At 57.0% G+C, this 13,628-nt stretch carries 13 protein-coding genes and 2 tRNA genes; 1 reads left to right on the top strand and 14 read right to left on the bottom strand.

The window, feature by feature from the left end:
• Positions 1 to 97: 97 nt before the first annotated feature.
• The 14 genes from rpsO to rlmE form a co-directional block, all read right to left on the bottom strand.
• Positions 98 to 367 carry a 30S ribosomal protein S15 gene (gene rpsO / locus ALO43_RS17855; protein WP_002555121.1) on the bottom strand — a complete coding sequence of 90 codons (270 nt, stop codon included), beginning with the start codon at positions 365 to 367 and terminating at the stop codon, positions 98 to 100.
• A gap of 158 nt (positions 368 to 525) precedes the next feature.
• Positions 526 to 1,443: a tRNA pseudouridine(55) synthase TruB gene (gene truB, locus ALO43_RS17850; protein ID WP_005888999.1), complete on the bottom strand. Its 918-nt coding sequence runs from the start codon at positions 1,441 to 1,443 to the stop codon at positions 526 to 528.
• A gap of 3 nt (positions 1,444 to 1,446) precedes the next feature.
• Positions 1,447 to 1,863: a 30S ribosome-binding factor RbfA gene (gene rbfA / locus ALO43_RS17845; protein WP_005888997.1), complete on the bottom strand. Its 417-nt coding sequence runs from the start codon at positions 1,861 to 1,863 to the stop codon at positions 1,447 to 1,449.
• A gap of 159 nt (positions 1,864 to 2,022) precedes the next feature.
• On the bottom strand, positions 2,023 to 4,560 hold the full coding sequence (gene infB / locus ALO43_RS17840) for a translation initiation factor IF-2 (RefSeq protein ID WP_054997870.1): 2,538 nt from the start codon (positions 4,558 to 4,560) through the stop codon (positions 2,023 to 2,025).
• Positions 4,561 to 4,587: 27 nt separating this feature from the next.
• A complete protein-coding gene (gene nusA, locus ALO43_RS17835; RefSeq protein ID WP_005888993.1) occupies positions 4,588 to 6,069 on the bottom strand; it encodes a transcription termination factor NusA in 1,482 nt (493 codons plus the stop codon).
• A 59-nt stretch (positions 6,070 to 6,128) separates the two neighbouring features.
• On the bottom strand, positions 6,129 to 6,587 hold the full coding sequence (gene rimP / locus ALO43_RS17830) for a ribosome maturation factor RimP (protein WP_005888991.1): 459 nt from the start codon (positions 6,585 to 6,587) through the stop codon (positions 6,129 to 6,131).
• 130 nt (positions 6,588 to 6,717) lie between these two features.
• Positions 6,718 to 6,794: transfer RNA gene (locus tag ALO43_RS17825), tRNA-Met, on the bottom strand.
• A gap of 95 nt (positions 6,795 to 6,889) precedes the next feature.
• Positions 6,890 to 6,975: transfer RNA gene (locus ALO43_RS17820), tRNA-Leu, on the bottom strand.
• Positions 6,976 to 7,021: 46 nt separating this feature from the next.
• Positions 7,022 to 7,402 (bottom strand): preprotein translocase subunit SecG, encoded by a 381-nt coding sequence (gene secG / locus ALO43_RS17815; RefSeq protein ID WP_024668786.1) that lies wholly within the window; start codon positions 7,400 to 7,402, stop codon positions 7,022 to 7,024.
• Between the two features lie 4 nt (positions 7,403 to 7,406).
• A complete protein-coding gene (gene tpiA / locus ALO43_RS17810) occupies positions 7,407 to 8,162 on the bottom strand; it encodes a triose-phosphate isomerase (protein WP_005888987.1) in 756 nt (251 codons plus the stop codon).
• Positions 8,163 to 8,228: 66 nt separating this feature from the next.
• Entirely contained in the window at positions 8,229 to 9,572 is a 1,344-nt protein-coding gene (glmM, locus tag ALO43_RS17805) for a phosphoglucosamine mutase (RefSeq protein WP_005888986.1), read from the bottom strand.
• A gap of 16 nt (positions 9,573 to 9,588) precedes the next feature.
• Positions 9,589 to 10,440 (bottom strand): dihydropteroate synthase, encoded by an 852-nt coding sequence (gene folP / locus ALO43_RS17800; RefSeq protein WP_024668783.1) that lies wholly within the window; start codon positions 10,438 to 10,440, stop codon positions 9,589 to 9,591.
• Positions 10,441 to 10,448: 8 nt separating this feature from the next.
• Positions 10,449 to 12,353: an ATP-dependent zinc metalloprotease FtsH gene (gene ftsH / locus ALO43_RS17795; protein WP_003313633.1), complete on the bottom strand. Its 1,905-nt coding sequence runs from the start codon at positions 12,351 to 12,353 to the stop codon at positions 10,449 to 10,451.
• A gap of 193 nt (positions 12,354 to 12,546) precedes the next feature.
• On the bottom strand, positions 12,547 to 13,197 hold the full coding sequence (gene rlmE / locus ALO43_RS17790; protein ID WP_005888982.1) for a 23S rRNA (uridine(2552)-2'-O)-methyltransferase RlmE: 651 nt from the start codon (positions 13,195 to 13,197) through the stop codon (positions 12,547 to 12,549).
• Positions 13,198 to 13,300: 103 nt separating this feature from the next.
• Between rlmE and ALO43_RS17785 the strand changes: the two genes are divergently transcribed.
• A complete protein-coding gene (locus ALO43_RS17785) occupies positions 13,301 to 13,612 on the top strand; it encodes a YhbY family RNA-binding protein (RefSeq protein WP_054997869.1) in 312 nt (103 codons plus the stop codon).
• Positions 13,613 to 13,628: the final 16 nt, after the last annotated feature.

Genomic DNA, 13,628 nt, shown 5'->3' with positions numbered 1-13,628 from the left:
CCACAGCCCAGATAAAACTTGAGGCTGGGAGCCTGCCATCACCCCCGGGCAAGCCCGATGGATCATGACAGACAACCAACCTCTAGCAACGTCGTTATTAGCGACGCAGACCCAGACGACCGATCAGGGCGCTGTAACGGCTAACGTCCTTACCTTTCAGGTAATCCAGCAGCTTGCGACGCTGGTTTACCATACGGATCAGGCCACGACGCGAGTGGTGGTCCTTACCGTTGGCCTTGAAGTGGCCTTGCAGTTTGTTGATGTTGGCGGTCAGCAGTGCAACCTGCACTTCTGGCGAACCTGTATCACCAACAGCTTGCTGGTAGTCGGTTACGATCTGAGCTTTTTCTTCAACGCTGAGTGCCATGTGGGCAATCCTTATTTCAGGGAAGCGCTTCCGGAGAAACGTTTCCAACAGGCCGGGGACAAAACCCCGTATTAAAAAATGAGATATGACCGTGCCTGTTGACAGCCATCCTCGTTCCACCCCACTCGCAGGCTAGCCTGCCAATGGACTGGTTTCGGTCACTCTGACCGAATCAATCGACGCGGCGCAATGCGCCCGTCTTCGCTGACTTCACCGATACCGATGAAGCGACCTTCGTGATCCTGCACCCGTACCATGCCGAATTGCGGCGCGTCCGGGGCGCGTACTGGCTGACCATGCAGCCAGTAAAACGAACTGTGCTCGGAAAACTTCAGCAGCGGCCAGTCCAGCAAGCCACTGTCCGAAGGCATCAAAAAGCGGTCTACCGCTTCATTGCCGCCGTCGGCATGCACTTGCTCCAGCTCTTCCAGGGTAACTGTTTGTGCCAGCGAGAAAGGCCCGGCCTGGGTACGGCGCAGCTCTGCGACGTAAGCACCACAACCAAGCTTCTCACCAATATCCTCGACCAGCGTACGGATATAGGTGCCTTTACTGCAGTCCACCGAAAAACGGGCTGTCTCGCCTTCGCAATCAAGTAATTCCAGGCGCGCAATAGTAACAGAACGAGGCTCGCGCTCCACTACTTCCCCTGCACGCGCCAGCTTGTAAAGTGGCTGCCCGTCACGCTTGAGGGCTGAGTACATGGGAGGTATCTGGCTGATTTGCCCGCGAAAATGCGGAAGAACCGCTTCAATATCGTCGCGACCAACGGTCACCGGACGGGTCAGCAAAACCTCACCCTCGGCGTCGGCCGTGTTAGTGGTCTTACCGAGTTGCGCCAGGGTCTCGTAGGACTTGTCCGAATCGAGCAAGTACTGAGAGAACTTGGTAGCCTCGCCAAAGCATAACGGCAGGACGCCGGTTGCCAGAGGATCAAGACTGCCCGTGTGCCCGGCTTTCTCGGCATTGAGCAGCCAGCGGACCTTTTGCAGAGCGGCGTTGGAAGTGAAGCCCAGCGGCTTGTCGAGCAGGATGATCCCGCTGACATTGCGACGTATACGCTTGACCTGAGCCACCGCTTATTCCCCGGTACTTTCAGGTTTTGCGTCTGGCGAAGCAGGGCCTTCCTGATGCTGGCCGTCTTCTGCCACTGCGCGCTCGATCAGGGCCGAGAGGTGCGCACCACGTACGACGCTTTCGTCATAGTGGAAATGCAGTTGAGGCACGCTGCGCAACTTCATTTCACGGGCCAGCTGCATGCGCAGGAAACCTGCTGCAGAGTTGAGCACCTTGATGGTCTGCGCGATATCTTCGGCATTGTCCTGCCCCATGACAGTCATGAAAATCTTTGCATGACCGACATCACGGCTGACGTCTACGGCGGTGATAGTGACCAGACCCACACGTGGGTCCTTGATTTCGCGACGAATCAGCTGCGCCAGTTCGCGCTGCATCTGATCACCGATACGTTGGGTACGGCTGTATTCTTTTGCCATGTTTGTTACCTGTTACTGATCCGGGACCAAACCCTGACCGTCTGAAAGCGGCAAACGCCCGGTCTGACAATTGTCAGACCGGGCGTTGCGTTTAGAGCCCACGCAGGAAACAGGGCATTTGCATGCGACGCTTCCAACGTGGCTCCCGAGGCTCGCGATTTAGAGGCTGCGAGCCACTTGGACCTTCTCGAAGACTTCGATCTTGTCACCGACCTTGACGTCGTTGTAGCTCTTGACGCCGATACCGCATTCCATGCCGGCACGTACTTCGGCAGCGTCGTCCTTGAAGCGGCGCAGGGATTCCAGCTCGCCTTCGAAGATAACGATGTCTTCACGCAGTACACGGATCGGACGGTTACGGTAGACAGTGCCTTCGAGAACCATACAGCCTGCGATCGCGCCGAATTTCGGCGAACGGAACACATCGCGGACTTCGGCGATGCCCAGGATGTTCTCCCGAACGTCGCTGCCAAGCATACCGGTAAGGGCTTTCTTGACGTCTTCGATGATGTCGTAGATCACGTTGTAGTAACGCATATCCAGACCTTCCTGCTCGACGATCTTGCGGGCGCCAGCATCGGCACGCACGTTGAAGCCGAACAGTACAGCGTTGGAGGCCAGTGCCAGGTTGGCGTCGCTCTCGGTGATACCACCGACACCGCCACCGACCACGCGCACTTGCACTTCGTCGTTACCCAAGCCGTTCAAGGCGCCGTTCAACGCTTCGAGGGAACCACGTACGTCAGATTTGAGGACGATATTAAGCGTCTTCTTCTCTGCCTGGCCCATGTTCTCGAAGATGTTTTCCAGCTTGCCGGCATGAGCGCGAGCCAGTTTGACCTCGCGGAACTTGCCTTGACGGAACAACGCGACTTCACGGGCTTTCTTCTCGTCAGCCAGTACCGACATCTCGTCGCCAGCATCCGGAGTACCGTCAAGACCCAGGATTTCGACCGGAATCGAAGGACCTGCTTCTTTGACCGGCTTGCCGTTCTCATCAAGCATGGCGCGAATGCGACCAAAGTTCGAACCGACCAGAACCATGTCGCCCTGACGCAGAGTACCGTCCTGAACCAGAACAGTAGCGACCGGGCCACGGCCCTTGTCAAGACGGGACTCGACAACAACACCACGGCCAGGAGCCGAAGGAGTCGCCTTGAGTTCCAGAACTTCAGCTTGAAGCAGAACAGCTTCCAGCAGTTCGTCGACACCAGTACCCATTTTCGCGGAGACCGAAACGAAAGGCGTATCACCGCCCCACTCTTCGGAGGTCACGCCATGGACTGACAACTCGCTGCGGATGCGATCGAGGTCGGCACCCGGCTTGTCGATCTTGTTCACAGCAACGACCAGCGGCACACCAGCAGCAACAGCATGCTGGACGGCTTCGATGGTCTGCGGCATCACGCCGTCATCGGCAGCAACCACCAGGATGACGATGTCGGTAGCCTTGGCACCACGAGCACGCATGGCGGTAAACGCGGCGTGACCAGGGGTGTCGAGGAAAGTAACCATGCCGCGTTCGGTTTCAACGTGGTAGGCACCGATATGCTGAGTGATACCACCGGCTTCGCCAGCAGCTACCTTGGCGCGACGGATGTAGTCGAGCAGCGAGGTCTTGCCGTGGTCGACGTGGCCCATTACGGTCACAACCGGCGCACGAGAGAACGACTCGCCTTCGAACTTCAGCGATTCAGCCAGGGAATCTTCCAGGGCGTTGTCGCTGACCAGCGTGACCTTGTGGCCCAGCTCTTCGGCGATCAACTGGGCAGTTTCCTGATCCAGTACCTGGTTGATGGTCACCGGGGTGCCCATCTTGAACATGAACTTGATGACTTCAGCAGCCTTGACCGACATCTGTGCCGACAACTCGCCGACAGTGATGGTCTCGCCAATGGCAACGTCACGAATAACAGGGCCGGTAGGGCTCTGGAAACCGTGCGCGTTACGCTTCTTCAGCTTGCCTTTGCCGCGACCACCACGACGGAAGCTGTCGCTTTCTTCGTCGGTGGTACGAGGAGCAACGCGAGGGGCGGGAGCCTTCTCTTTTACCGAAGCGCGATGCGGCGCGTTTTTACGCTCGCCGTCGCCGCCACGGGCATTGCGGTCATCAGCACGAGGCTTGTCAGGGCGACGCTGTTCGTCACGCTTGCGAGCGTCGGCTGAAGGTGCGGCATTGGCAGGTGCCGGAGCAGCGGCCACCGGTGCTTCACGCACCGGCTCGGCAGCAGCGACAGGCTGAGCAGGTGCCGAAGCAGCCTGTTCGGTAGTCTGGGCACCAGCAGGCTGGCTACGCGCATCTTCTTCAGCGCGGCGCTTGGCTTCTTCTTCAGCCTTTTGACGAGCGGCATTTTCTACCGCACGGCGTTCGTCTATCTCGCGCTTGCGCTCGGCTTCGATCTCTTCCGGGCTACGCTGCACGAATACTTTTTTCTTGCGCACTTCAACGCTGATGCTCTTGCTGCCAGCAACGCGCAGGGTGCTGGTGGTCTTGCGCTGCAAGGTAATCTTGCGAGGCTCTTCCACCTTGGCCTTGTGACCACTTTTCAAGTGCGTCAATAAAGCCTGTTTTTCGTTATCGGTCACAACTTGCTCGGCGGCGGTGTGTGGCAGACCTGCCTCACGCATCTGCTGTAACAGGCGCTCTACCGGTGTGTCGACCACTTTGGCCAGTTCTTTCACCGTGACTTGCGTCATGCACTTCTCTCCTCAGGCCGCGCCTACTTACTCGAACCAATGGGCTCGGGCGGCCATGATCAACTTGCCGGCACGATCATCGTCAATGCCGTCGATGTCGAGCAGATCGTCTATAGACTGCTCGGCCAGGTCTTCGCGGGTAATTACGCCGCGCACCGCCAGTTCCATCGCCAAATCCTTGTCCATACCCTCAAGCGAGAGCAGGTCTTCGGCCGGATGGGCGTCTGCCAGCTTTTCCTCTGTAGCGATGGCTTTAGTCAACAAACGATCCTTGGCACGAGCGCGAAGCTCGTTGACGATGTCTTCGTCAAAGCCGTCGATGTTGAGCATTTCTTCCAACGGTACGTAGGCAATCTCTTCCAGGCTGGTAAAGCCTTCATCAACCAGAACCTGTGCCAGTTCTTCATCGACTTCGAGCTCTTCGATGAAATTGCGCAGGATGTCACCGGTTTCAGCTTGCTGCTTGGCCTGGATGTCCGATTCGGTCATTACGTTCAGGGTCCAGCCGGTCAACTGACTGGCCAGACGCACGTTCTGACCGCCACGACCAATAGCCTGGGCCAGGTTGTCCGCCCCCACTGCGATGTCCATTGCATGCGCATCTTCATCTACGATGATTGCTGCTACTTCTGCAGGGGACATTGCATTGATCACGAACTGCGCAGGGTTATCGTCCCAAAGCACGATATCCACACGTTCGCCACCCAGCTCGCCGGAGACAGCCTGAACTCGCGAACCGCGCATGCCGATACAGGCGCCTTGCGGATCGATTCGTTTATCCTTGGAGCGAACAGCGATTTTTGCACGCGAACCCGGGTCACGGGAGGCAGCCATCACCTCGATGAGACCTTCGGCAATTTCCGGTACTTCAATGCGGAAAAGCTCGATCAGCATCTCTGGCGCAGTACGCGACAGGATCAGCTGAGGGCCACGGTTTTCAGTGCGAATTTCCTTGAGCAGAGCACGGACGCGAACACCGACCCGGAAAGTCTCCCGGGAGATGATGTCTTCACGCGCCAGCAATGCTTCGGCATTGTTACCAAGATCAACGATGACATTGTCACGCGTGACCTTCTTAACAGTACCAGAAATGATTTCACCCAGACGCTCGCGGTAGGCATCTACTACCTGCGCACGCTCGGCCTCACGAACTTTCTGCACAATGACTTGCTTGGCAGTCTGCGCCGCGATACGACCGAATTCGATGGAATCAATCTTTTCTTCGATCAGCTCGCCAGCAACGGCACCCGGCCTTTTAGCCTGGGCCTGATCAACGGCCAGCTCGTAAGCCGGATCGTCCAGGTCTTCGTCCTCGACAACTGTCCAGCGACGGAAAGTCTCGTAGTTACCCGTTTGGCGGTTGATCTCTACACGGAGCTCAACTTCATCTTCAAAACGTTTTTTGGTAGCGGTGGCCAGAGCCAGCTCCAGCGCTTCAAAAATCACACTTGCCGGAACGCCCTTTTCATTGGACACCGACTCAACAACCAGCAGTACTTCTTTGCTCATCGTACGCCTCGCCTTTCGCAAGCCATTGGATCCGCGGGATCCGCAATAACCGGCACGTCTCAGTCAAACGTGGGAATAATGTTGGCCTTGTCGATCAAGTCGATCGGCAACAGGAATTCATGGTCTTCAACCTGCACCACGACATCCTGCTCCTCCACCCCGCGGAGAAGGCCTTGAAAGTTGCGCCGACCTTCGAAAGGCGAGCGCAGCTTTATTTTCACTTGTTCCCCGGCGTACGAAGCAAACTGCTCAATAGTGAACAGCGGGCGCTCCATGCCAGGAGAAGACACTTCGAGGGTGTATTCGGTGCTGATTGGATCTTCTACGTCCAACACACCGCTGATCTGGCGACTGACGATTGCGCAGTCGTCCACCAGAACACCACCTTCCTTGTCGATATAAATGCGCAGCACCGAATGCTTGCCCTGGGAACTGAAATCGATCCCCCAGCATTGATAGCCAAGGGCCACGACCACCGGGGCCAACAAGTCCTGCAACTGTTCCAGCTTGCTCGACACCTGAACCCCCTCGTGCATGCTTTAAAAATAAAAAAATGGGCAAAAGCCCATCCCTGAAAACGCCGCTGAACATCGACGTCATGTACTGTCCAGCTAACAAAAAGCCCCTTAAAAGGGGCTCCGCTAAAACTGGTTGCGGGGGCTGGATTTGAACCAACGACCTTCGGGTTATGAGCCCGACGAGCTACCAAACTGCTCCACCCCGCGACAAAGCTGGGGCGGAAGTATACGACCGATCCATTGCTGGGTCAATCCAACATCCACCTACAAGAAAGCCCGCTAATGCGGGCTTCCTTGTTAATTGGTACCGAGAAGGGGACTCGAACCCCTACACCCATTGGGCACAACCACCTCAAGGTTGCGTGTCTACCAATTCCACCACCTCGGCATTACAACTCTTTGGCGATCTCGCAAAAACATCGCCGAATTCTTTTTTACTTTTGCTCGGAAGCTGGAGGTACGTCAGCAGGAACAACTGCTGGCTTTTGCGCTTCGAGCACCGGAACATCATCTGCCGCCGGCTTTTGCTTCACTTCCAGTACTGCCGGGTCTGGCAAACCTGCTTGAGTCAGCTGATGAGCTTTCTCTTTAGCAAAGTAACCTAACCCCAAGCTGGTTATGAAAAAACATGCCGCAAGTATAGCAGTAAACTTACTGAGAAAGGTAGCAGTTCCTTGCCCACCGAAGACGGTATTTGATGCACCGGCTCCGAAAGACGCACCGGCGTCCGCACCTTTACCCTGCTGCAGCAATACGAGAGCAACAACGCCCAGAGCGCCCAACAGGTGAAAAACAATTACGACTGTTTCCAGCATTTTTTCAGTTTCCCGCGGCGCGACAGATCGCACCGAACTCATCTGCATTCAGGGAGGCGCCACCAATGAGCCCCCCATCGATATCCGGCATACTGAAAAGCTCGACCGCATTGGCCGCCTTCACGCTGCCGCCATAGAGAAGCCGCACACCTTGTGCGACTTCGGCATTCTCTTTTGCCAGTTGCGCACGAATTGAAGCGTGCACGTCCTGCGCCTGTTGAGGCGAAGCGGTCAATCCGGTGCCAATGGCCCAGACCGGCTCGTAGGCGATGACTGAATTGATCAGCGCCTTGATGCCAAACTCGGCAATTACGCTGTCAAGCTGACGCCCGACAACTTCAAGCGTCCGACCTGCCTCGCGCTCTTCCAGCGTCTCACCTATGCAAAGCACAGGGGTCAGACCGCTTGCCTGAATGGCTGCAAACTTCTTGTTGAGCACATCATCCTGTTCGCCAATCAACTGACGACGCTCGGAGTGCCCGACGAGTACCAGTCTGCAACCGGAATCAGCCAGCTGGCTCGAAGCAACTTCACCCGTCAATGCGCCCTGCTCGGCCTTGATGGCTGCATCTTGCGCACCAACGATGATGGAGGTCTTCTGCAGCCCCTCGACCACTTGATGAATGAACAGACTCGCAGGCATTACGGCAATATCAACGTTGCCTGGCAACACCTGCGTGCCCAGCCCCTCGATCAGCTCAGCGACGCTGGCGCGGGTACCGTGCATTTTCCAGTTACCAGCTACCATTGGGCGACGCATGCTACACCTCGTGGGTCAAAGTGGGCGCAGATGTTACCCAACACTTCCGACACTGGCAAGCCGAAATCAGGCGCAAACTTCAGCAACCAGTTTTGCAAGCTCTTCGGCGTACGCCCTGACCTGCGCCTCGTCCTCACCTTCGACCATTACACGCACAAGCGGCTCGGTGCCCGACTTGCGCAACAAGACCCTGCCACGCCCCGCCATCTGCTCTGTAACGCGCGCACAGGCCTCCTGCACAGACGGATGAGTAACCGGGTCGACACTTGAGCCCTCGAACCGCACGTTGATCAGGATCTGCGGGCATTTACGCAACTTGAGTCGCGCCTCGGCCAGGCTGATGCCACTGCGACGCAGCGCCAGTATCACTTGTAACGAGGCGATAATCGCATCGCCGGTCGTGGCATGCTGGAAACAGACGATGTGGCCGGAGTTTTCTCCGCCGATCTGCCAGTTGCGCTCGAGAAGCTCGGCGATGACGTAACGGTCACCGACGTTCGCGCGCACGAACGGAATATTCTGCTCGGCAAGGGCCAGCTCAAGCCCCAGGTTGCTCATCAGCGTACCGACGACACCACCCTGCAAGCGGCCACGTTCATGCAGGTCACGAGCAATGATGTAGAGCAGTTCATCGCCATCGACGATGGTCCCGGTATGATCGACCATCAGCACGCGATCGCCGTCACCATCGAAGCCGATGCCCATGTCGGCATGCTCCGCAACCACTGCAGCCTGCAGCGCCTCCATGTGGGTAGAACCGCAATCCTTGTTGATATTGAGCCCGTCAGGCTGCGCAGAAAGCACCACGACCTGAGCACCCAGCTCACGAAAAACGTTCGGGGCAACCTTGTAGGTAGCGCCATGCGCGCAATCGATCACAATCTTGAGACCGGCGAAATCGGTGCTGGTCGGCACGCTGCTCTTGCAGAACTCGATGTACCGCCCTGCGGCGTCGTTGATCCGCGAGACCTTGCCGAGGTTTTCGGACTCGGCCACGGTCATCGGCGCATCAAGCAACTCTTCGATCATCATTTCGATTTCATCCGGCAGTTTGGTGCCCTGCCCGGAGAAAAACTTGATGCCGTTGTCGTAATGCGGGTTGTGCGATGCGCTGATGACAATGCCCGCTTCGGCGTGAAAAGTGCGTGTCAGGTAGGCGATGGCAGGTGTCGGCATCGGCCCCAGCAGCAGCACGTCGGCACCTGCCGCAGAAAGTCCGGCCTCAAGCGCGGACTCGAACATGTAACCGGAAATACGCGTGTCTTTGCCAACCAGAATCCGGCAGGTGCCCATTTTGCGGAAAGCCATGCCTGCAGCCCAGCCCAGCTTGAGCATGAACTCGGGTGTGATCGGGAACTGCCCTACCCGACCACGAATGCCGTCGGTTCCGAAATATTTTCTGGTACTCATGGATGCCCCACTGTTGTTATTCAGCTGCTTCGACAGCTGCGATCATGCGCACCACGTCAGCCGTTTCGGCGACATCGTGCACACGTAGAATTTTTGCTCCTTTGGTCACAGCCAAAGCAGCGAGGGCCAGCCCTCCCGACAGACGCTGGTCTACCGGACGCCCCAATACGGCGCCAATCATACTCTTGCGCGATACACCGACCAACAAAGGCTGACCCAGAACGTGCAGCGCCTCCATCTGCCTGAACAGGCTGAGGTTGTGTTCAAGCGTCTTGGCAAAACCAAAACCCGGATCAAGAATGATCTGATGCCGATGAATACCTGCAGCAACGCAATGATTCATGCGCTCGAGCAGGAACGCACTGACCTCACCCACCAGGTCCTGATAATGCGGATCGTCCTGCATGGTGCCGGGCTCGCCCAGCATATGCATCAGGCAGACCGGCAAACCCGTGCTTGCAGCAGCCTCAAGCGCGCCTGGACGCTGCAGGGAGCGTACGTCGTTGATAAGGCCTGCGCCCAGACGCGCCGCCTCCAGCATGACCTGAGGCGTGGATGTATCGACCGAGATAATCACGTCAAGCTCACGCGCGATGATCTCGACAACAGGCGCCACGCGCTCTACCTCCTCGGCGGGAGATACCGGTCGTGCACCAGGGCGCGTGGACTCTCCCCCGACGTCGATCAGAGTGGCACCTGCCAGGACCATTGCTTGCGCATGCCGCAGCGCAGCATCCAGCGTGCCATAACGGCCGCCATCGGAGAAGGAGTCTGGAGTTGCGTTGAGAATGCCCATCACGTGCGTATGAGCCAAATCAAGAACCCGGTTGCCGCAAGGCAACCGGGTCGGGTACAGCGCAGATGTCATGTCAGACCTTAATGCTCGGCAGCCGGACCGCCGATCGGAGTCTCAGGGCGTGGGTCCGGTGTGATCGGCGTACCATTGGTACCCGAGCCACCGCCCCAGTCACGCGGCTCGCGCGGTGTACGACCAGTCATGATGTCGTCGATCTGATCGGCATCGATGGTTTCATACTTCATCAACGCATCGGCCATCGCTTCGAGCTTGTCGCGATTGTCGGTAAGCAACTGCTTCGCAGTACCGTAGCAGTGGTCGATGATGCTTCGTACTTCCGAATCGATCAGCTTGGCGGTATCACCGGAAACGCTGGAGTTCTGACTGCCGCCACGCCCCAGATAACCTGCATCTTCATCTTCGGAATACATCAGCGGGCCGAGCTTTTCGGAAAGGCCCCACTTGGTGACCATATTCCGGGCAATCTGGCTGGCACGCATGATGTCGTTAGAGGCGCCCGTCGTGACGCCGTCAAAGCCCAGTGTCATTTCCTCTGCGATACGGCCGCCGTACAGCGAGCAGATCTGGCTGATCAGCGCGCGCTTGGACAGGCTGTAACGATCTTCTTCAGGCAGAAACATGGTCACACCCAGCGCTCGACCGCGCGGGATGATCGAAACCTTGTAGACCGGATCATGCTCAGGCACCAGACGTCCTACGATGGCGTGACCCGCCTCGTGGTAAGCCGTGTTGCGCTTCTCTTTGTCGGACATGACCATCGATTTGCGCTCGGCGCCCATCATGATTTTGTCTTTGGCCAGTTCGAACTCTTTCATCTCGACGACACGCTTGCCGGAGCGCGCAGCGAACAACGACGCTTCGTTGACCAGGTTGGCCAGATCGGCACCTGAGAAACCCGGAGTACCGCGAGCGATAACGCCTGGATTGACGTCTTCACCCATAGGCACTTTGCGCATGTGAACCTTGAGAATCTGTTCACGACCGCGAATATCCGGCAGCCCGACCACAACCTGACGGTCGAAACGGCCTGGACGCAGCAACGCAGGGTCCAGCACGTCAGGACGGTTGGTCGCTGCGATAACGATGATGCCGTCGTTCATCTCGAAGCCGTCCATCTCCACCAGCAATTGGTTGAGAGTCTGTTCGCGCTCGTCGTGACCGCCACCCATGCCAGCGCCACGATGACGGCCGACCGCATCGATTTCGTCGATGAAGATGATGCACGGAGCGTGCTTCTTGGCTTGCTCGAACATGTCGCGAACGCGGCTTGCACCGACACCCACGAACATTTCGACGAAGTCGGAACCGGAAATGGTGAAGAAAGGCACTTTCGCTTCACCGGCAATAGCCTTGGCGATCAGCGTCTTGCCGGTACCCGGAGGACCGACCATCAGCACACCGCGAGGGATTCGGCCGCCGAGACGCTGGAACTTGCCCGGATCGCGAAGAAACTCGACCAGCTCGCCAACTTCTTCCTTGGCTTCGTCACAACCTGCAACGTCAGCCAGGGTCGTCTTGACCTGATCTTCGGACAGCAGACGCGCCTTGCTCTTGCCAAAGCTCATCGGGCCGCCTTTGCCACCCGCCCCGCCCTGCATCTGGCGCATGAAGAACATGAACACCGCGATGATGACCAGTATCGGGAAGCTGGCTACCAGCAACTGGGTCCAGATGCTTTGCTGCTCGGGCTGCTTGCCTTCGATCACGACATTATTACTGACCAGATCGCCAATCAGACCGTTGTCCGGGATGTTCGGGCGGATGGTCTTGAAGGTATCACCGTCACTGCGTTTGCCCGTGATGACGTAGCCGTCTACAGAAACCTTCTCGACCTTGCCATCCTTGACCTGCTGGATGAACTCGGAATAGTTGAGGTTCTGCGGCTCGTTCGGGCTGGAGAAGTTGTTCATCACCGTCACCAGGACAGCCGCGATGATCAACCACAGGATCAAATTCTTTGCCATATCGTTCAATTAGCTACCCTCTGAAGCAAGCTCCACGCAGCAAGCGTGCCTCGCATGATATTCACCGGCCTAACTTACTACAGAACCTACAGATACGGCAGACACCGTCTGTAACCCTTTGTGAAACTTTGACAACACGATGTTCAGTCATGCTGCATCGATTACGCCATTTGAAAAAAGCTATCGCGCTTCGTCAAAAACGCTCGATGCTGGCTGCACCATCGATTCCACGAAAGCCACGAGCCAGCAGATATTGTTCGCGTGACCTGTCGCGGGACGACGAAGGCTTGCGCATCTGCACCTTGTCGAACAGCTTGCGAATATCCTTGTGGTAGACATCGAAGCCTTCACCCTGGAAGACCTTGATCAGAAAATCGCCACCGGGACGCAGTACCCGACCGGCAAGATCGAGCGCCAATTCACAGAGAAACATTGCACGCGGCATGTCGACAGCGCTCAATCCACTCATATTGGGGGCCATATCGGAAATCACAAGGTCTACCTGTGTATTACCGACAGCCTCCAGAATCTGTTCCAGAATGGCATCCTCGGTAAAATCCCCCTGAATGAAGGTCACATCCGGGATGCTGTCCATCTCGAGTATGTCGGAAGCAATCAGACGACCTTGACCGCCGATCAGACGACTGGTCACCTGCGACCAGCCTCCAGGCGCGGCACCGAGGTCGATAACGGTCATGCCAGGACGAATGATCTTGTCCTTTTCCTGAATCTCTAAAAGCTTGTAGCTGGCACGCGAACGGTAGCCGTCCTTTTGAGCCATTTTGACGTACTTGTCGTCGAAGTGTTCTTTGAGCCAGTTATGGCTTGTCTTGGAACGGGCCACAGGGCACCTCAAAAATAAACGAGTCGTGATTAACTGGGCGGTCCCGGACTCGCTCGGGTAAACTGGCCGCCGCTTTTAAAAGATCAGACGCAGAGGTCAGATTATGCCGCTCACTCCAGAGCAGAAGAAACAATACAAATCCATTGGCCACCATCTGAAACCGGTATTGATCGTGGCAGACAATGGTTTGACTGAAGGTGTGCTTGCAGAACTTGAGCGCGCTTTGAGCGATCACGAGCTGATCAAGATCAAGCTCAATATCCTCGACCGCGAAAGCCGTCTGGGAGCCGTAGCAGAACTGTGCAAGGCGGGCTCGGCCGACCTTGTACAGGTCATCGGCAAGATGGCGCTGATCTACCGCAAGAACCCAAAGGTAAACAAGCTGCTGTCCAACGTCCACCGCGAACACGGATAAAAACAGAAGTCAGGGC

This window comes from Pseudomonas tremae, from assembly GCF_001401155.1.
Lineage (GTDB): Bacteria > Pseudomonadota > Gammaproteobacteria > Pseudomonadales > Pseudomonadaceae > Aquipseudomonas > Aquipseudomonas tremae.
The sequence above is the reverse complement of the archived record's forward strand: the minus strand, read 5'-3'. Positions and strand labels throughout refer to the sequence as shown.